The organism is Rhizobium sp. S96, assembly GCF_030382195.1.
Lineage (GTDB): Bacteria > Pseudomonadota > Alphaproteobacteria > Rhizobiales > Rhizobiaceae > Rhizobium.
In genome coordinates this window covers 17274-36968 of record NZ_JAUDRY010000033.1, presented here as the reverse complement: position 1 = coordinate 36968, position 19695 = coordinate 17274, and the positions used below count along the sequence as shown (strand labels likewise).

The 19695-nt window shown below is 59.3% G+C and carries 16 protein-coding genes, 1 tRNA gene and 2 pseudogenes; 5 read left to right on the top strand and 14 right to left on the bottom strand.

What is annotated here, in order from left to right:
- Positions 1–26 precede the first annotated feature (26 nt).
- The 9 genes from QTL94_RS24430 to QTL94_RS24390 form a co-directional block, all read right to left on the bottom strand.
- Positions 27–1154, bottom strand: a complete 1128-nt coding sequence (locus QTL94_RS24430; protein ID WP_289803302.1) for an S-(hydroxymethyl)glutathione dehydrogenase/class III alcohol dehydrogenase — start codon at positions 1152–1154, stop codon at positions 27–29.
- A 135-nt stretch (positions 1155–1289) separates the two neighbouring features.
- Positions 1290–2558, bottom strand: a complete 1269-nt coding sequence (locus QTL94_RS24425; RefSeq protein WP_289803301.1) for a zinc metalloprotease — start codon at positions 2556–2558, stop codon at positions 1290–1292.
- A gap of 101 nt (positions 2559–2659) precedes the next feature.
- On the bottom strand, positions 2660–4669 hold the full coding sequence (locus tag QTL94_RS24420; RefSeq protein ID WP_289803300.1) for an acetyl-CoA carboxylase biotin carboxylase subunit: 2010 nt from the start codon (positions 4667–4669) through the stop codon (positions 2660–2662).
- Between the two features lie 87 nt (positions 4670–4756).
- Positions 4757–5461: a hypothetical protein gene (locus QTL94_RS24415; RefSeq protein ID WP_065693810.1), complete on the bottom strand. Its 705-nt coding sequence runs from the start codon at positions 5459–5461 to the stop codon at positions 4757–4759.
- Between the two features lie 97 nt (positions 5462–5558).
- Positions 5559–6485: a DMT family transporter gene (locus tag QTL94_RS24410; RefSeq protein WP_289803299.1), complete on the bottom strand. Its 927-nt coding sequence runs from the start codon at positions 6483–6485 to the stop codon at positions 5559–5561.
- A gap of 75 nt (positions 6486–6560) precedes the next feature.
- Positions 6561–7046, bottom strand: coding sequence for a GNAT family N-acetyltransferase (locus QTL94_RS24405; RefSeq protein ID WP_289803298.1), 486 nt, complete (start codon positions 7044–7046; stop codon positions 6561–6563).
- A gap of 19 nt (positions 7047–7065) precedes the next feature.
- A complete protein-coding gene (locus QTL94_RS24400) occupies positions 7066–7461 on the bottom strand; it encodes an FAD synthase family protein (protein WP_289803297.1) in 396 nt (131 codons plus the stop codon).
- Between the two features lie 51 nt (positions 7462–7512).
- Positions 7513–9048 carry a CDP-glycerol glycerophosphotransferase family protein gene (locus QTL94_RS24395; RefSeq protein WP_289803296.1) on the bottom strand — a complete coding sequence of 512 codons (1536 nt, stop codon included), beginning with the start codon at positions 9046–9048 and terminating at the stop codon, positions 7513–7515.
- A 390-nt stretch (positions 9049–9438) separates the two neighbouring features.
- Positions 9439–9523, bottom strand: a tRNA-Leu gene (locus tag QTL94_RS24390).
- A gap of 182 nt (positions 9524–9705) precedes the next feature.
- On the opposite strand from QTL94_RS24390, the gene lipB reads away from it, so the two are divergent.
- Positions 9706–10419, top strand: a complete 714-nt coding sequence (lipB, locus tag QTL94_RS24385; protein ID WP_502944181.1) for a lipoyl(octanoyl) transferase LipB — start codon at positions 9706–9708, stop codon at positions 10417–10419.
- 63 nt (positions 10420–10482) lie between these two features.
- On the opposite strand, the gene QTL94_RS24380 is transcribed toward lipB, so the two are convergent.
- The gene (locus QTL94_RS24380; protein WP_065693805.1) at positions 10483–10848 is read right to left on the bottom strand and encodes a hypothetical protein; all 366 of its coding nucleotides are present in this window, start codon (positions 10846–10848) and stop codon (positions 10483–10485) included.
- Between the two features lie 256 nt (positions 10849–11104).
- The gene (locus QTL94_RS24375) at positions 11105–11809 is read right to left on the bottom strand and encodes an HAD family hydrolase (protein ID WP_289803295.1); all 705 of its coding nucleotides are present in this window, start codon (positions 11807–11809) and stop codon (positions 11105–11107) included.
- Positions 11810–12004: 195 nt separating this feature from the next.
- On the opposite strand from QTL94_RS24375, the gene rpiA reads away from it, so the two are divergent.
- The 3 genes from rpiA (at position 12005) to gor (ending at position 14801) form a co-directional block, all read left to right on the top strand.
- On the top strand, positions 12005–12703 hold the full coding sequence (gene rpiA / locus QTL94_RS24370; RefSeq protein ID WP_065693803.1) for a ribose-5-phosphate isomerase RpiA: 699 nt from the start codon (positions 12005–12007) through the stop codon (positions 12701–12703).
- Positions 12704–12720: 17 nt separating this feature from the next.
- The gene (locus QTL94_RS24365) at positions 12721–13302 is read left to right on the top strand and encodes a DUF2059 domain-containing protein (RefSeq protein WP_289803294.1); all 582 of its coding nucleotides are present in this window, start codon (positions 12721–12723) and stop codon (positions 13300–13302) included.
- Between the two features lie 113 nt (positions 13303–13415).
- Complete coding sequence (gor, locus tag QTL94_RS24360) at positions 13416–14801, top strand: glutathione-disulfide reductase (RefSeq protein WP_289803293.1); 1386 nt, start codon at positions 13416–13418, stop codon at positions 14799–14801.
- Here gor and QTL94_RS24355 read toward each other — a convergent pair whose 3' ends face one another.
- The gene (locus QTL94_RS24355; protein ID WP_502944180.1) at positions 14802–16157 is read right to left on the bottom strand and encodes a TadE/TadG family type IV pilus assembly protein; all 1356 of its coding nucleotides are present in this window, start codon (positions 16155–16157) and stop codon (positions 14802–14804) included. It lies immediately after the preceding gene.
- Positions 16158–16460: 303 nt separating this feature from the next.
- Between QTL94_RS24355 and QTL94_RS24350 the strand changes: the two genes are divergently transcribed.
- Positions 16461–17834, top strand: a complete 1374-nt coding sequence (locus QTL94_RS24350) for a class II 3-deoxy-7-phosphoheptulonate synthase (RefSeq protein ID WP_289803291.1) — start codon at positions 16461–16463, stop codon at positions 17832–17834.
- A 50-nt stretch (positions 17835–17884) separates the two neighbouring features.
- On the opposite strand, the pseudogene QTL94_RS24345 reads toward QTL94_RS24350, so the two are convergent.
- A pseudogene (locus tag QTL94_RS24345) lies at positions 17885–19611 on the bottom strand (pilus assembly protein TadG-related protein).
- 8 nt (positions 19612–19619) lie between these two features.
- Positions 19620–19695: pseudogene (locus QTL94_RS28410) on the bottom strand (pilus assembly protein); the annotation flags it as partial.

Here is a 19695-nt window from a genome sequence, read left to right as displayed (position 1 = left end):
ACAGGGTCGCCTTCCGTTGGCAATCATCAATAGACCACCACGCCCCGGATCGACTCACCCTTGTGCATCAGGTCGAAGCCCTTGTTGATGTCTTCAAGCGGCATCGTGTGGGTGATCATCGGGTCGATCTGGATCTTGCCTTCCATGTACCAGTCGACGATCTTCGGCACGTCGGTGCGGCCGCGCGCGCCGCCGAAGGCCGTGCCCATCCAGTTGCGGCCGGTGACCAGCTGGAACGGACGCGTCGAGATTTCCTGGCCGGCGCCGGCAACGCCGATGATGACCGATTTACCCCAGCCGCGATGCGAGGATTCGAGTGCCTGGCGCATCACCTTGGTGTTGCCGGTGCAGTCGAAGGTGTAGTCGGCGCCGCCGATCAGGTCGCCATGGCGCTTCGTCATGTTAACGAGGTAGGGCACGATGTCGTCGCCGACTTCCTTTGGGTTGACGAAGTGGGTCATGCCGAACTTCTCGCCCCAGACCTTGCGATCCGGGTTGATGTCGACGCCGATGATCATATCAGCGCCGGCAAGGCGCAAGCCCTGCAGCACGTTGAGGCCGATGCCACCGAGGCCGAAGACGATCGCGGTCGAGCCGATCTCCACCTTGGCGGTGTTGATGACTGCGCCGATGCCCGTCGTCACGCCGCAGCCGATGTAGCAGACCTTGTCGAAGGGGGCGTCGGGGTTGATCTTGGCGAGCGCGATCTCCGGCAGCACGGTGAAGTTCGCGAAAGTCGAGCAGCCCATGTAGTGGTGGATCTTGTCCTTGCCGATCGAGAAGCGCGAGGTGCCGTCGGGCATCAGGCCCTGGCCTTGGGTTGCGCGGATCGAGGTGCAGAGATTAGTCTTGCGCGAGGTGCAGGAATAGCATTCGCGGCATTCCGGCGTGTAGAGCGGAATGACGTGGTCGCCCTTTTTCAGGGAGGTGACGCCGGGACCAACGTCGACGACGACGCCGGCGCCCTCATGGCCGAGAATGGCCGGAAACAGGCCTTCCGGGTCGGCGCCCGACAGCGTGAAATCGTCGGTGTGGCAAATGCCGGTGGCCTTGACCTCGATCAGAACTTCGCCGGCCTTCGGGCCGTCGAGCTGTACGGTCATCACTTCGAGCGGTTTTCCTGCCTGTACGGCAACGGCGGCGCGAACGTCCATCTTCGGATACTCCAATGCTGATTTGATCGGGCGGACTTTTGCACGCGCGGGGAGGCAGGCTCAAGGGGAAACCCGCCACCGATGGCAATTTCCTTTGCCGATGAGCAGGTTGCGCCGATCTCTGTACCGTCTGCGTCAGAAGATCCTGTCGATCGCAAAAACGACGGCGTAACCGTGCATTGCTATCGCCGCATAGAGGCCAAAGGCGACCAGCATTCGTTCGCCGTCCGTCATTTCCTCAAGCTTCTGGCGCGGCTTGACTGAACCGGCACCGATCAGGCTGACGATGGTGAAGACGAGGAGACCGGCCAGCAGCCAGGTGGCGGCAAGTCCGACCTCGAATCCGACGCACATGATGCAGAGCGTCACGACGAAGCTTGCCGCTGTCTGCGAGCGTCTCGATCGGAAGATCTGGCGCAACACCTGGCCGCCATCGAACCGGTGCATCGGCAAGAGGTTGAGCAGATTGAACGCGCCCAAGATCATGATGAAAACCAGCAGAGGGCCGCGGGCCGGCGATGGAACGATCCCGCGGTCGGCGAGCTGCTCGGCAACGATCAAGATCGGCACCAGGAAGGCGGACATGCCGGCACCCATCAAGGCGCAGGTGGCGACTTCGAACAGCGAACGATAAGGCCGGCCCCCAATTGCCACGCCACCCAGCAACGGTACGAAGATCATTCTGACGGACTGGTGTCCGAACATCCGATAGGCGGCCATGTGCCCAAGTTCGTGCAATGCGATGACGAGGGTGAGGAAGGTCGAGATCATCAGCCCTTGCACCGTCAATCCGAGGAAAGGCCAGAGAAGGAGCGTCGACAAGACCGCAAGGCCAACCTGCACGAGCGGGTGCTCGAAGTAGCCCTGCGGGCGTGATTCTCCTGTCGCAAGCCAGCCCTCCAATGCGCGCATTTCGCGGCGCAACGCGACGTAGCGGAATATGAGGAAGGCAAGGCCGCGATAGCGATCGGTCTGGGCGATCTCGAGCACGGCACCTTCAGGGGTTGGCCGAACGATCCTGCGTTCGCGAAAGTCCTTCCAGAAGGACGGGTCCAGCGTGCTGTCGTCTATGACCGCCGACTGGAAGCCATGCGCGCTGCCGGTGACGGCGACCAGAGGCTCCAGCGACAACAGCCGGCGTAGCGGCTCTCCGTTCTTGTCGAGGTGCTTGTAGGTCTGCTCGATGACGCCGACACGGTGGGAAAGCGGCCTGCTGGTGATGACCGAATGATGCCAGTTGGCCTTGGACCCGGCGGGGTTCATCGCACTCCACAGGGTTTCGGGTGTACACCGAAACGTCCGGTTTAGATGCAGCGTCCGTAGACCAAGCGGGATGCGCATCAGCAGCCATAGAAGACCGATATTGATGAACAGCAGCAGGATCGCCGATTGCAGTCCAGACATATGCGTACTCCGTCCGACCAGCCCGCCCGACGGTCGAGCATAGGCCCGCAGCCGTTAACAAAGATAAATTGGATCGGCTTGGACGGCTGTGCCGAAACGGCTCAGTCGAACTCCATGATGACAGCATCGACAGCAAGGCTCTCGCCGGGCTTGGCGTTGATCTTGCCGACCGTCAGGTCACGTTCGGCGCGCAGAACGTTTTCCATCTTCATTGCCTCGACCACGGCCAGCGTCTCGCCGGCCTTTACCTCCTGGCCTTCGGTGACGGCAATAGAGACAACGAGTCCCGGCATCGGGCAGAGGAGAAGCTTCGACGTGTCCGGCGGAAGCTTGACCGGCATAAGCTTATCGAGTGCTGCGTGCTGCGGGGTGAAGACCTTGGCTTTCACCGACAGTCCCTGCCAATCGACCCGCAGGCCATTGAGGATCGGGCGAAGCTGCGCGGTAACGGTCGCGTTTCCGACCTTGCCTCGCCAAACCGGATCGCCAGGTCGCCAATCGGTGACAACGTTGAACTGCTTGCCGCCGGCGGCGATGTCCATGTCGAAGGGAATTGTCACGAGGCCATCGAGCAGGCGAATATCGACATAGTCATCGCCGAGCTTGACCGTCCAGGTCTCTCGCAGGGCGCCTGAGTGCGCGCGCAGGCGATCGTCGAAGCGGTCGCGGCGATTGGATTCAATGAGCGCGGCCGACAGGGCGACAGCGGCCAGAACTGCCTGCTGCCCCGCATCCGGCGCCATCGGGGCAAAGCCTTCAGAATACTCCTCAGCGATGAACCCGGTCGACAGCCGGCCTTCACGCCAGCGCGGGTGCTTCATCAGCGCCGCGAGGAAGGGAACATTGTGCTCGATCCCATCGACAACGAAGCCGTCGAGGGCCTGACCCATCGCCTCTATCGCCTCGAGGCGAGTCGGCGCCCAGGTGCAAAGCTTGGCGATCATCGGATCATAATACATGGAGATCTCGGCGCCCTCGAAGACGCCGGTGTCATTGCGCACGATCGCATTGCCGGAGGTACCTTCCGACGGCGGGCGATAGCGGGTCAGCCGGCCGATGGACGGCAGGAAATTGCGGTAGGGATCCTCGGCGTAAAGCCGGCTCTCGATCGCCCAGCCGTTGAGCTTGATGTCGCTTTGCGCAAATGGGAGCTTTTCGCCCGCGGCAACACGGATCATCTGCTCGACGAGATCGATACCGGTGACGAGCTCCGTCACTGGATGCTCGACCTGCAGGCGGGTGTTCATTTCGAGGAAATAGAAGTTGCGATCGCGATCGACGATGAATTCGACAGTGCCGGCGCTCTGGTAGTCAACGGCCTTGGCAAGAGCCACCGATTGCTCACCCATCGCCTTGCGGGTTGCCTCGTCCAGAAACGGCGAGGGCGCTTCTTCAGCGACTTTCTGATTTCGCCGCTGGATCGAGCACTCGCGCTCTCCGAGATAGAGGACGTTGCCATGCGCGTCGGCCAGCACCTGAATTTCGATGTGTCGCGGATCGACAACGTATTTCTCGATGAACACGCGCTCGTCGCCGAACGAACTTCTGGCTTCGGAGCGTGCGCGGTCAAAGCCGTCGCGAACCTCGGCCTCGCTCCAGGCGATGCGCATGCCCTTGCCGCCGCCGCCCGCCGATGCCTTGATCATGACAGGATAGCCGATTTCCGCGGCGATCCGCTCGGCATGGGTGGCATCCTCGATCACGCCGAGATAGCCGGGAACGGTGGAGACCTTCGCGGCGTTTGCGAACTTCTTCGATTCGATCTTGTCCCCCATGGCGGTGATTGCCTTGGGTTTCGGACCGATGAAGACGATGCCCTCCTTTTCCAGCGCCTCGCAAAACGATGCGCGCTCGGACAGGAAACCATAACCTGGGTGAACGGCCTGGGCGCCAGTCGCCTTGCAGGCAGCAATGATCTTCTCGGCGACCAGATAGCTTTCGGCCGCCGCCGCCGGGCCGATGTGCACAGCCTCGTCGGCCATCTCGACATGGAGCGCATCGCGGTCTGCATCGGAATAGACCGCGACCGTTGCAATGCCCATGCGGCGCGCGGTCTTGATGACGCGACAAGCGATTTCGCCGCGGTTCGCGATCAGGATCTTATTGAACATGCAGACTCCACCCGTGAAATGCGTTCCGGAGTCTTAAGCACAAAGACCGGAACGCACAATCGGGCGAAACACATGGTAGAGAAGGAATCAGGCGACTGCGGATTCAGCCTCGGGGCTATCGACGATGCGAAGCCAGCGGCTGCGGCGTGGCGCTTCCGCATATTCCACGAGACGCAACGCCGAGAGCAAGTCCGACCATCGCGGATGGTTCGCCGCAGGCAGGGTCTGTTCGGCGATCCGCATCAGCACGTTCCAGGTCGCTGGCGGGACGTTGATCACCCCGCCGTCCGAAACGCCGCGCAGAATGCGCATGGCGTAGTCGATATCCTGTCGCGCAATGCCCTTGCGATCCACGGCGCGGGAAAGCTTGTAGCCGCCGACATTGTCGGACAGCGCCAGTCTCAGCTGGTCCAGCGCAAAGGCGCGCAGTTCATCCGGCACATGCTTCGAGACTTCGATCACATGCAGGACGAGTTCGAGCTCCAGCGACGAGTTGACGACGCCATCGGTCGAAACCATGCGAATGAGCCAGGCTACGTTTATCTCGTCCAGGGAACCCTGCGGATAGGTGTAGTCGACGACAAACCGCGCGAGTTGTTCGACGAAGTACGCGTTCCATTCAGGGCATTTTTCGGGGCAGGAATTATTGAGCGCAAGCATGGCGACGACGTCGTCCGATGTCCGGATGCCTTCCGGAAATGTGTGCTTGCGCAGCAGGCCGATATCTTCGACGGCCAGCCGATGCTTCCCGGCGATCACACATGCCGGAAAAGCGAGGCGGAATTCGCTCATCTTTTCTCTCCAGGCTTCATCATGAAGCCGAAGATCCTTCTAGCGCCAGCGAATTGATTATCCCTCAACAGGTGCGGTTAACGAGATGTTGGGCCAATCAGGACGCTTTTAGCGACCGTGCCTGAACCCGTTCGCGCCAAATGATGAACAGGCCTGACGCGACGATGATCAGGATTCCGATCCATTTGGAGAAGGTGGGAAAGTCGCCAAACAGCGCATAACCGAGAACGGTCGCGGAGATGATCTCGAAATACTGGAACGGAGCCAGCAACGACAGCGGCGCCAGGCGGAATGCCTTGACGACGATCATGTGCACATAACCTGATAGCGAACCGAGGATGAGCAGCAGGATGAGCCCCAACCACGAGGACGGAAGCGACAGCTCGAAATCCGGGACGCCCATCGAGCCCCCAACGGCGAGCGCCGCCGTCATGAACAGCGTGCCGCCGATACCCGCCATCGTTTGCATCGTCAGGGGCGAATCGGCGGTGCCGATCGCCCGGTTCATGAACAGATAGAGCGAGAACAGGAAGGCACAGCAAACCGGGAGCAGGGCCTTGAGGCCGAAGATCTCGTAGCTCGGTTGAATGACGATCATCGCGCCGCCAAAACCGACGACGATGGCGGTCCACCGGCGCCAGCCAACCTTGTCTCCGAGGAACAGCGCGGAGAGACCGGTCAGCATGAATGGCTCGACGAAGTAGATCGCGAACACATCCGCGAGTGGCATGTATTTGACCGCCACGAAGAAAAGCAGGCTGGCTGCGCCGTGCAATGCGCCCCGGAGCAGATTCATCCAGGGGCGCTTGGCCGAAAGAGCCTTCGTCCCGAACAGCACCAGGAGAATCGGCAAGGTGCAGACGAGCTGGAAGAAGAACCGATAGAACGTCACCTGTCCCGGCGACATGTGCTCGAAAGTCGCCATGTACTTGGCGATGGCGTCCATGGCCGGCAGAACGACCATCGCGCCGGCCATGAGTGCCATACCCAACAACGGATTTTGATGGTCAGAAGAATCAGTCATGGAGGGAAAAGTTTTCTTTGCGGTTCGATGCGCTATACCGAAAATGGACGTCGTCGTCCATGAGGCCGCGGCCGGTCAGGCGAGGGAGCTGAAGGCCGGCGCGTAGTCGACCTGACCCAATGTCGATTCCAGAGCGCTCGCGAGCGGGAGAACCATGAAATGTCTCCCGGCATACGGCGAAGAGAAACCAGTCGCGAGATCAGCCCTAAATCCAAAGCGACCGTAGTATTCCGGATCACCAAGGACGAATATCGCCGATGCTCCCATTTCCCTAGCGCGCGTGATCGCCGCACGAACCAAGGCCGTTCCGGCGCCTTGTTTCTGATATTCAGGTCGTACGGACAGCGGAGCGAGACCGAGCGCATCGAAGGGCGCTGTCATCGGCGACAGCATGACGTGGCCGGCAATGGCGTCACCTATGACGGCAACAAGCGAAACGACCGCATCACCGTCCTCTCGAAGTCGCTCGATCAACAACGATTCGTCGGTCCCTCCGAAAGCTTCGGCGACGATTCTCGAAATTTCGGAAAGCTCCGTTTTGTGTTCGTCGCGGATGATCATAATGGTCGCCGAGCGTTGTCTAGGCTCTTAGCCGAATGCTTTCAAGGGTCGAAGTGGTCGAGATGCCTTCGGTGCGGGGGAGATAAACGACCTGGCAGAGGGATTTGAAATGATCGAATCTCCCCGCCCAATCATCTCCCATCACCAGGATATCGGCCCCGTACTGCTGGATGTAGTGGCCCTTGAGCTCAAGAGAGTGCTCCAGAAACACGTCATCGACGCCGACAATCGAGCGAACGATCTCCATGCGGTCAGTCTCGCTGTAGACCGCATCCTTCTGCTTCTTGGCATAGTTGAGCGCATCCGTCGAAATGCCGACCGTCAGATGGTCTCCGAGTGCCTTTGCTCTCTGGAGAATGCGAATGTGGCCGATATGCAGCACATCGAATGTGCCGAACGTAATGACTTTTCTCATTCTTTCTCCTTCACATCCGCTGGTCGGCACAGTTCTCGAACTTACCAAATGTCATGATGCGCGTAGGGCGAGATTGGACTGTTCGGTCGAGATGCCTGTTACGATGGCGTCCAGAATGCTGGCGGATGCCTTGCCCTGATTGGGCAGAATCGTGTCCAGCAACGTGCGCCGTTCGTCCTGGAACTCCCAGGCTTTGCCGTTCTTGTATTCGAGCGTTGCCTGTTTCATTTCCTCGAAGGTGCGAACACGGCGGGTCGCGGCTTCCGTCATCCTGCCAAGCCCATTGAATTCCACATGCTGTTCGGAATCGAAGAAGACGATCGGCTTGTCGAAGAGCTGATATTCCGCAAGAAACGACAGGCCATCCGAGATCATCATGTCGGAAGCGGCAAACAGCTCGCCGTACTGCTGCATTTCGATGGCGCAATTCGGTAAACGCGTCCAGGCGTTCTGGAACAATCCGACGTTTTCGCCCGTCAGCGCATGCCCGAACAGCGCGGGGTGAGGCTTCAGCACGAATTCGATGTCGGGGCTTTCCTTGGCCCATCTGAGCATACTGTCCCAAATGCGGTCGAACACGCCGAAACCCAGGCCATGGCCGCCGACCGAATGGTGCGGCGCCCAGATAACGCGGAAGCCTCGAGTACTGCGCGCCGGTATAGGCCACGCGTCCGTCTTGTCGGCTTTCATCAGCCTGTCGAACTTGGGATATCCGCTCAGGATGAACTTCGCCGGATCGGAATGTTCAAAGGAGCGATAGTAGGATTGGGTCGTGGCCGTTTCGCAGAAGATCCGCCAGGCTGCGCGGTGATAGGCCTGATCGAAGCCGAAGGCCGATACCTCGGTGATGATTTCATCGCCAAGCGATGCCGCGAGATTCAGCGCGTAGGGCACGAGGCAGAGGCGAGCAAAGGTCAATTCATTGGTGCGGAACGCTGGCGGCAGGCAATAGTCCCACTGCTGCTGGCGAAATATCACAGCAGGCCGAAGCGCCTTCAGGATGTCGAGTCCCTGATACGAATCATCCATGTTGAAGCGCAGATGCTTTACGCCGAGCTGCTTCAGCGACTGGCTGACGACATCCTCTCCCTCATAAGCACCATATCCCAGCGGGGTAGAGTTTACGGATATGACGATGGGGTCAAAGCGCTTGTCATCCAGCATGGCCGCATAGACATCGGACAAGGCGTCCCACATGGGGATGGAATGCACCATGAAGACGCAGCGTATCGGCAACTGCACCGAGCTGCCAGCGCGCAGAGCAAGGTTGCTCGTCTGCTTGATGGTGTTCAATTCGTGACCCAACTGCAGAGCAAGATTGGACAGGGCATCGGTAAATTCAGCGACGTCCGTACGCGGCTCACCTGCCTCTCGGCCCGGCGCTCCGCCCAGCGCTTCGAACAGCCCGGCGATACCGGTCTGCATCTGGCTTTGAATCATCTGCAGGAGCTTGGCCGATTCGAGATAGATCTCGCCCTGAATATTCTGAGTTTCGACGAGGGCAGCGAACTGCTGCTCCATGTCGTCAAGCTTCGCAGAGATTGCACCGATCTTGTCGATGAGGCCCGGGGTATGACTGCTGTCCATTTGCTTTCCAAAAACCAAGCGGTTCGAATGCTGACATTCCCGCTTAGAAGACAGCCATTCGCAGTGATGGTTTCTCTGGATACGAGCGAAAGCTTTAGTGAAACTTGCGCGAACAGGGTGGCCCCAAGGGTGCAAGCGCGAATCAAAGCCGCATCGTCAGCAAATGCCGTTTGAGCGATTCGATTCGCGGGAGATGGCCGCAGACGATTTATTTTCGCGGGAGAGGAGTTTCGACAGAGCTTGAGGAAAATCTGCTAGCTTACGAGAAAGCTGAGCATTTCCTGATCGAATTCAGTACGACTGAGTTATCTGATGAGAAGAGGGCGGCCTTCAAAAACGAAGGCGCCAAGATCCAGACTAATCTGGTCAGCCTCACTATCAAAAGTGAGATGGTGCGGTCGAGAAGACTCGAACTTCCACGGGTTGCCCCACAGCGACCTCAACGCTGCGCGTCTACCAATTCCGCCACGACCGCATCGTGGTAGGTGCCGGTTTGTGCCGGCGACGCAGCATGTAGCAAAAGGATTCCGGCGACACAAGTGCGATGTGACAGTTTTTTTCAACAGACGTCACGACGTTTGAATCACACGAGAAACGACGCCATATAGACGCTCGAAGCTGCCGCCCCTGCACGGCCAGCCGTGACGAGGAATAACCATGCTGCGCACCGATCTCGACCATTCCATGTTTCCGATTACCGGCTCGCGACCGGTTCGCTGGCGCATCGCCGACGGGCTCGTTCCCTATGAAGAGGCTGTGGATATCATGGAACGGGAGGTCGCCAGGATCGCAGAGGGCGGCGACGAACTGGTCTGGCTGGTCGAACATCCGCCGCTCTACACCGCCGGCACCAGCGCTGATGCCAAGGATCTCGTGCAGCCGGATCGTTTTCCTGTGTTTTCCACAGGACGGGGAGGTGAATACACCTATCATGGGCCAGGACAGCGGGTCGCCTATGTCATGCTCGATCTAAAGCGTCGGCGTCAGGATGTCCGCGCTTTCGTCGCTGCGCTGGAGGAAGTCATCATCCGAACGCTCGATTCGATGAATGTTCGCGGCGAGCGGCGCGAAGATCGCGTCGGGGTCTGGGTTCGCAGGCCGGAAAAGCCGCCATTGCCGGACGGTACGGTGGCGGAGGACAAGATTGCAGCGCTCGGAATCCGACTGCGGAAATGGGTCACCTTTCACGGGCTCTCGCTGAACGTCGAGCCCGATCTAGACCATTTCGGCGGAATCGTTCCCTGCGGAATTTCCGCCTATGGCGTGACCAGCCTCGTCGACTTGGGCCTGCTGGTCATGATGGCCGATGTGGATATCCGGCTTCGTGAAGCCTTCGAATCGGTTTTCGGCGAAACCGTGAACGACAATTGATGTCAGCCAGCGTTATCGGAGAGGGGCCGCAGGGACGGCCCGCCTCCTGTCACGCGTGGCGAGCTACTTGTCGCCGGTGTCACGGCATGCATCCGTATGCGAGGCGCCGCTATCGCCACCGAAGGTGTGGACGCCTTTCTTCGAGGTGTAGTCGCAGTTCGGCAGCGGCTTGATGCTTGCGGTCGTCATCTTGTCGACGCCGGGGCTAACACGAACGGGAGCGAAGCCGTCGCTGTCATTCGTGTAGTCACTCGAATACTCCGGCGCCTTGTGCTGCGTGTAATGGATAGCCTTTGGTGGCGCCACCTTTACCGGAGCGAACCCGTCGCTGTCGTTCGAGTAGTCGCTGGAATACTGGGCGGTCTGGGCAAATGCCGTGCCGGCCATGCCGAGAGCCAGAAGTGCGGCGGCAGCAAATTGAATGCGCATGGTAAATCTCCTCAATCCTTCGTTGCAAACAACGTTACGCAAAAACCCTCGGCAACGACCAGTTCGCGCCCGAATTGAGGCGGGAATGTGAACGATTAGTGCACTACCGACCAACGTTTAATCAAATGAAATCACGGAGCCGCGACTGGACTTGATCGGATAATGACGCGATTTTGATGTGGGGAACCGGAGCGCGATTCGTCGAGTTTACCGCAATCAGAGGACGCTATCGTTGATAGAAACAACCGCCGAGCCGCTACTGAGCGGCTGCGACGGTTGCCGGAACGAAATCGCGGATGATGCCTTCGACCAACTCGGGCGTTAGCTCGCTGAAATGCGAGATGATATGGGTGGGATTGAGTTGCTCGATCGGGACGTCGGAATAGCCGAACGGCACGGCAATCGACGGAATGCCGGCATTCCGCGCGACCAGAATGTCGTTGACGCTGTCACCGATCATGATGGAGCGCCCGGGATCGCCGCCTGCCTTGTCGATGGTGCCGAGTACGTGGCCTGCATCAGGCTTGCGGACGGCAAACGTATCGCCGCCCGTGATCACATCGAAGCGATGAGTGAGGTTCAACCGGTCGAGCAATGTTTTAGCCAAGCCCTCGAGCTTGTTGGTGCAGACGGCAAACCGGAAGCCGCTTGCCTTCAGCGTATCCAGGGCGTCCTCGAGGCCGGGATATGCGGTCGTCTTGCCGGGCATGTTCTTAGTATAATGCGTGATGAAGCGATCCAGGAGCGGCGGCAGCGCCTCCGGTTCGAGCTTCAGACCCTGCAGCTTACAGGCGCGCTCGATCATGACCTTGGCGCCATGGCCGACAAGGTGGGTGAGATCGTCGTAGCTCACCGGCGCCAGATCAAGTGCTTCAATGGTGTGGTTCAGGCTTTCGACCAGATCGACGTGCGTATCAAGGAGCGTTCCATCGAGATCGAATACAATGAGGGCAGGGGTCAAGGGAGTTTGCCTGTGCGCTTGTTGGGATGCTCAGGAAGTAGGCGATGAAGGCCGCAAAAGCAACGCTTTGCCCGCTTGCGCCATAAATCCCGGATCTATTCCCAATTTCGAAAAGCGCGACGCTATTTTGGCTTTCGTTTGGCAAGCGAGCCGTGTAAACACCTCACCCAACGTAACATTTGGAGTAAGCGGCGCATGGATGCCCGCGAAATGAAGATCAAAGCCGCAGAGGTTGCCCTGACCTATGTCGAGGACGGCATGCGGCTCGGTATTGGAACCGGAAGCACCGCCGAAGAGTTCGTACGGCTGCTCGCCGAACGGGTCGCCGGCGGCTTCAAGATCGAAGGCGTTCCGACATCCGAGCGCACGGCGCGGCTTTGCGTCGAACTCGGTGTGCCGCTGAAATCGCTCGACGAGCTGCCGGAACTGGATCTCACCATCGATGGTGCTGATGAAGTGGATGCGGAGCTGCGCCTGATCAAGGGTGGCGGCGGTGCGCTGTTGCGCGAGAAGATCGTCGCGGCCGCTTCGACACGAATGATCGTGATCGCTGACGAAAGCAAACTCGTTCAGACTCTCGGCGGTTTTGCGCTTCCGATCGAAGTCAATCCATTCGGGCTGGTTTCGACCCGGATCGCCATCGAAAAGACGGCGGCGAAGCTTGGCCTCAGCGGCGATCTGACGCTTCGGCAATCCGGCGGCGATAACTTCACCACCGACGGCGGACACTACATCATCGATGCATCTTTTGGCCGCATTCCTGATGCAGAGGCGCTCTCAAACGAGCTGAATGCGATACCCGGCGTCGTGGAACACGGACTCTTTCTCAATATGGCCGCGGTTGCGATCATCGCCGGCCCAGCAGGCGCGCGCACGCTGCGGGCAAACAGGTAACAGGAGCTATGAAACTCATGATTAAATTTGCAGGTCTTGGCCGTTTTGCTGCTGCGACCGTTATTCTTTCGGGTATTGCCCTCGGCTCCGCCGTCCAGGCACAGGAAGCATCGCCGGAGCAGCTGAAGGCAGCGCGCGCGGCAATCGACGCCATCGGTGCGACGACGCAGTTCGACAACATCCTGCCGGGCCTCGCCGAGCGGTTGAAGGCCGACCTCATCCAGGATTCGCCGAACTACCAGGATCAGATCACGGCAGAAGTCGACAAGCAGGCGCTGGCACTTGCACCGCGTCGCGCCGACCTCGAAAAGGAAGCTGCCCTGACCTATGCCAAGGCATTCTCGGTCGAAGAACTGAACGCTATCGCTGCGTTCTACAGCTCGCCGGTTGGCCAGAAGCTGCTGAAGGACGGCCCGATTGCTTCGCGCGAAACCGTCAAGGCAGCCGATATCTGGGCACAGGGCATTTCCCGCGACCTGCAGAAGCAGACCAGTGTCGAGCTCAGCAAAGTCATCAAGGTGACGCCGGCACCGGCAGTCGATCCGGCTGCAGCCGCTGCCCCCAAGGCAGCCGCACCGAAGCCCGCTGCAAAGCAGTAAGCGCTTCCTCAATCATGATCCATTGAAAGCCCGGCATCGACCGGGCTTTCGTTTTTGTGCCGATCGATACTATATCAATCTCGTCTTTCAGCAGATTCTATCCGGAGTTCCCCATGACGTCCTATGATTACGACCTCTTTGTCATCGGCGGCGGATCCGGCGGCGTGCGCAGCGCGCGCGTGGCGGCATCCCTCGGCAAGAAGGTCGCGATCGCGGAAGAGTATCGCTATGGCGGCACCTGCGTCATCCGGGGATGCGTTCCGAAGAAGCTGTTCGTTTACGCTTCCCAATATCATGAGCATTTCGAGGATGCCGCCGGTTTCGGCTGGACGGTCGGCGCAAGTTCCTTCGATTGGAAGAAGCTGATTGCGGCAAAAGACGCCGAAATTTCGCGGCTGGAAGGGCTCTACAAGAAGGGGCTTTCCGGCGCCAACGCTGAAATTCTGGAGACGCGCGCCGAACTGATCGATGCCCATACAATTCGTCTCGTGAACTCAGGTGCAACGGTCACCGCGAAGACCATCGTCGTTGCGACCGGCGGGCGACCGAACCTGCACGAAGCCCTGCCTGGCCACGAGCTCTGCATTTCCTCCAACGAGGCATTCCATCTCGAAGAGCTTCCGCGTTCGATCGTGATTGCCGGCGGCGGGTACATTGCGGTCGAATTTGCAAACGTTTTCCATGGCCTGGGGGTCGAGACGACGTTGATCTATCGTGGCGCGGAAATCCTCTCCCGCTTCGACCAGGATCTGCGGCGGGGCCTGCATGAGGCGATGACCGCCAAGGGCATCCGGATCCTCTGCCACGATACGATGCAGAAGGTGTCGAACGACGGCGACAGCCTCGTCGTCGAAACCTTGAACAACGGCGCGTTGAAAGCCGACGTCGTGATGCTGGCGCTCGGCCGCGTTCCAAATACGGAGGGGCTGGGTCTGGAAGCAGCCGGCGTTGCGACCGACAAACAGGGGGCGATCGTCGTCGACGAATACTCCCGCACGAACGTCGAGAACATCTACGCGCTGGGGGATGTCACCGACCGGGTACAGCTGACGCCGGTCGCCATCCATGAGGCCATGTGCTTCATCGAGACCGAATACAAGAACAACCCGACGAAGCCTGATCACGACACGATCGCCACGGCGGTCTTCTCGCAGCCCGAGATCGGTACCGTCGGGCTGACCGAAGAAGACGCGGCCCAGCGCTACAAGGACCTGGAAGTTTACTGCGCCCAGTTCCGGCCGCTGAAGGCGACGCTTTCGGGCCGTGCCGAAAAGATGATCATGAAGCTGATCGTCGACGCAGCGAGCCGCAAGGTCGTCGGGGCCCATATTCTCGGTCACGACGCCGGCGAGATGGCGCAACTGCTGGGCATAACGCTAAAGGCCGGCTGCACCAAGGATGACTTCGACCGGACCATGGCCGTGCATCCGACTGCCGCCGAGGAGCTCGTCACGATGTACGCGCCGAGCTACCGCATTCGCGACGGCGTGCGGGTCTGATCAGCCGGTCAGGCGCGGCATCCGGACGACCTTGAGGAACAGCGCCTGCATGGCTTCGGTGATGCCTTGGGTTGGCGTGACCTCGAAATAGAGACCCGGCGATGCACAAGTCTGCATCTTTGTCGGAATTTCGCTCTGGAACGGCTTGATCCAGGTGTTGTACCAGTCGTTTGTGGGGAGCGGCAGATAGGTCGTATACAATACGGCGATCTTGATGCCGCGATCCTTGGCTGCCTTGCAGAAGGAGACGTCGATCGGTTCCTGGCAGCGGCTACCGGTCGTCTTCTTCGTGCAGGTGGAAGCCTTATAGCTATCGCCAACACCGTCGGACACGAAGAAGATGATCTTCTGTGTATCCGCCGTACTTGTTCCCGAGCCACCAGCAGGGATCTTGGTGTTGAGCTGCGTCAGCGCGCTATCAAAGCTCGTTTGGGTGTCGTCGTTGTAACCTTGCTGCGGGATCGTCATCAGGTCGAGGACATATTCGCTGTCACCAACTTGGGGATTCGGCGTTTTTTCGGTGACCTTGCTGCCCACCTTGTCGAGATCGCTCGTCAACGGCACGATTTCACTAAGCCCTGCGGCCTCGGCCTTCGCGCCAAACGTATAGATCGCCATGCGAAACTGATTGTCGGTATCCGCCTTGGCGGACGCAGTCAGCGCCTGCGTCGCCTGACGCACCACGTCGATGCGCATCGTCACCTTGTTCTTCTTGGCAAGCGCGTAGTAATCCTTGCCCTTGTTACTGCCGCTCTCATGGCAAGCGAAGGCGCAGGAAGCATTTGAACTTTTGTTCTTCGTCAGGTCCACCATGGTGGCGACATCGGCGGGCGTTGCTCCGACGCCCATGGACGGCGTGTTGTCGATCAGGATGTAGAAATCCATGAAGGACGCTGTCTGAACCGTCGCAGTCGCGGTCCCGGATATCTGAACGCTTTTCTGTCCGAAGACTTGCATGAAGGTGGTGGGAACGGCAGCACTGAACGATACCGAAGAGGTCACCTTGTTGCCGGTCTTGGCCACCGCAACGGCGGTTGTCACATTGCTCGCCGTCAACTCGCCCTGCATCTGAGCGACAAAGATACTGCGAGCATTGTCCTGGCCGACGGAAATGACGCCGTCGCCGGTCATCTTCACGGCGGCCGCTGTCGTCGATTTGTCAGAAAGTGTGCCTACCGCTGCCGCGTCGGCCGCCGCGTAGAGCTGCGTTCTGAGGCTTAGGGCATGCGCAAAATCAACGGCCATGCCTGCCGACCCCAGGAGGGGCACCATCAGAAGAGCGGTCATCAGGCCAAAATTGCCCGATCGATCCGTAAGGAAGCGATTGAATGTCGGCACTATACTGTTCCCATACATCACCTGCATCGGTGAAAAAGGCGGGAAACATCATGTCGCGCCGGTCTGAAATCAGGGCGTTTGTAGTTACAAAGTTTGAATTAGATACAAAGTGTTTTGGTATATTGAACGTTAAGGCGCCAGTTTTGGTTTGAAAAAGGGCGGCGGCATACCTTTATATGACGGCATTCTAGAAGCTCTGTAACGGCTCTAAACTAGGCTTGAACAGTGCTATGCAAGATGGCGGTAAAGGTCTATAAGCCGCCCAACATTTTTACGACGGGACATCCGGCAAAAGGCCGGATGCGGAAACAGGTGAGTGAGATGGCACAGAATTGGACTCCGAACAGTTGGCGGCAAAAACCGATCCAGCAGGTTCCGGACTATCCGGACCAGGCAGCAGTAGCAGCAACGGAAGCCCAGCTCGCATCTTATCCTCCGCTGGTTTTTGCCGGCGAGGCGCGTCGCCTTAAGAAGCATCTTGCCAATGTTGCCGAAGGCAACGGCTTCCTGCTTCAGGGCGGCGATTGCGCCGAGAGCTTCGCCGAACATGGCGCCGACAACATCCGAGACTTCTTCCGCGCGTTCCTGCAGATGGCCGTCGTGCTGACCTACGGCGCGCAGCTGCCAGTCGTGAAGGTCGGCCGTATTGCCGGTCAGTTCGCCAAGCCACGCTCCTCGGGGACCGAGACGCTGGATGGCGTTACGCTGCCAAGCTACCGCGGCGATATCATCAACGGTATCGAATTCACGGAAGAGGCCCGCATTCCGAATCCGGAACGTCAAGCCATGGCGTACCGTCAGTCGGCTGCGACGCTCAACCTGCTGCGTGCGTTCGCGATGGGTGGCTATGCCAACCTCGAAAACGTTCATCAGTGGATGCTCGGCTTCGTGAAGGACAGCCCGCAGGGTGAGCGTTACCGCAAGCTTGCTGCCCGCATCAGTGAAACCATGGATTTCATGAAGGCGATCGGCATTACCTCGGAGAACCATCCGAGCCTGCGTGAGACCGACTTCTTCACCAGCCACGAAGCTCTGCTTCTCGGCTACGAAGAAGCGTTGACGCGCGTCGACTCTACCTCGGGCGACTGGTACGCGACCTCCGGCCACATGATCTGGATCGGCGATCGCACGCGCCAGGCCGATCATGCGCATGTCGAATATTGCCGCGGGATCAAGAACCCGATCGGGCTTAAGTGCGGTCCTTCGCTCCAGGCGGATGATCTGCTCAACCTGATCGACATCCTGAACCCGACCAATGAGGCTGGTCGCCTGACGCTGATCTGCCGTTTCGGCCACGACAAGGTCGCCGAGCATCTGCCGCGCCTCATTCGCGCGGTTGAGCGCGAAGGCCGCAAGGTGGTCTGGTCTTGCGACCCGATGCATGGCAACACGATTACGCTGAACAGCTACAAGACGCGTCCGTTCGAGCGGATCCTGTCGGAAGTTGAAAGCTTCTTCCAGATTCATCGCGCGGAAGGCTCGCATCCGGGCGGCATCCATATCGAGATGACCGGCAAGGACGTGACCGAGTGCACGGGCGGCGCCCGCGCCGTGACGGCAGACGATCTGCACGATCGCTACCACACGCATTGCGATCCGCGTCTCAACGCCGATCAGGCACTCGAACTGGCATTCCTGCTGTCCGAGCGCATGAAGAGCGGCCGCGACGAGAAGCGGATGGCCGTCAACGGCTGATCGCTCCATCGATCCTGAGTTGGAGAAAGCCCGGTCAGCGCCGGGCTTTTTTATTGGACGAGAACCGATTGCTGGCAGCGGGCATCGGTGAAGCGGACGTCGGCTTCACCGATCTTGATGCCCAGCATCAGCAGCGCGTTGTAGAGCAACTCGTCGAGAGGGACGGTGGCGCCGGACAGCGTGTCGGCAATTGCCGCTAGGACCGCCTTGTTGGTCCCAAGCGTGATGAAGAGCAGCTGTATTTCAAGATCGGTGTTCTTCAGTAGCGACTGCACGGCCGACGTCAGGCTGTCGCGGGTGGACACATTCTTCACGGTCTTGGCGGCGATATCGTTGCTCTGAAAGGTGAGGTGGGTCTTAGCCGTGTTGGTCAAGTTGACGTCGGCCATTCCGCTGACCTTCAGGAGCGTTGCATCGATCAGCATCGCTGGCGTCACACGCGGCTTGCTGCTGAAATTCGCCATTGCCGTGGGGTCGATATCTCCGAGCGCTATTTCCGCGACACCGGGCACAACATCGACGCCGATGCTGGCGTTTCTCGGATTTCCACCAAGACAGCTGAAACTTGAGAGCTTCGCCTCGGCGTAGGCTGCCTCGATATAAACCGGGACCCGCACCTTCATGCCGGCAACAGCGCCAAGCCCGGGAACGCTTGCTTCAATCGCAAGCCGGATCTGAGCTGTCCTTACCGCGGCGCCGGTCGCGCCGACGGCATTTGATGCAACACCCTTCGGACGTTCACCGATCGAAAGCTTCAAAGTCACATTGGCCAGCCCCGGCACAGCGCCGGCGAGATTGACGGCAACCTGGTTTTTCTGGTTGGCCGCGAGCGCTGTCGCAGAGAGTATGTCCATGACACTCGCGTCGACCTGGAGGTGAGACCCGGTGCCGACCAGCCGCTCGCCCATGGGACCCAGGCTCAGGAAGTCCTCCAGCTTGATCTTGAGCTGCGTCTGCCCAAGCCCCTTCTCAATCGACGACAGAGCCTTGGTAACCGTCGTTGAGAGGCCGGCGTCTTGCCGAGCGTATTCAGCAGGCGAGGGTAGGAGATTTGCGTCGCAAGCAGCTCGTCATAGTTCGCCGCCGTGAGGTTCAGGTTGGTGGCAAGCAGGTCCAGAAAGGAGAGCAGGTCAACGTCCGTCGATAGCAATGCGTCGTAGTCCGCAGCCTTGAGCGATACCGTTGTCCCGAGTAGGCTTCCGAGGAGAGCATTGAGGACGCCGCCGTTGATGCTCGCCAGACGTGAACCGATGGAAAACGCGGCAATCTTGGCAGCCGATGCGGTGCCGACCGCGCTCAAGGTCGGAGGCGTCGCAAAAGTTGCGGCAAAGGTCAGCTCCGCCTTCTGCTGCACTGCAACTTTTACGGCATCGTATGGCTGACTTCCGGCAATGAACCGTTGGCCGGACGAAATGGATGAATCCGCTACATAAACCCCTGGCGTGTACTGGACTACAGCATCGAACTGGCTGAGCTGTTGGTTGTTGAGGAGCTGGCTGCCGTTTGGGGTGGTGTACCCGGCACCGGTTTTCACTGCAACGTTCAGACCGTTTCTCTGAAAGTTAGCAACCAAGTTGGCGGCAGCGTTGTTGATATCGGATGCAGCGACGATCGCGCCGATGTCACTCAGTTGCTGCAGCCGACGCTGCTGCAGCGTCATCATGCCGTAGTCCACCCCAAGCGCCAGACAATAGAGGATCAGCGGTGCGCAAACTGCGGCGGCGACGGCGATATTGCCATCCTTTGAACTTGCAAGGCGCGACAGGGTCATGCTCATTTTTCGGCTCATATGCCACCCATACGGATCGTCGCGAAACGACGGATCTTGGTATCTGGGAGTGGAAAACTATAGAGATTCCAA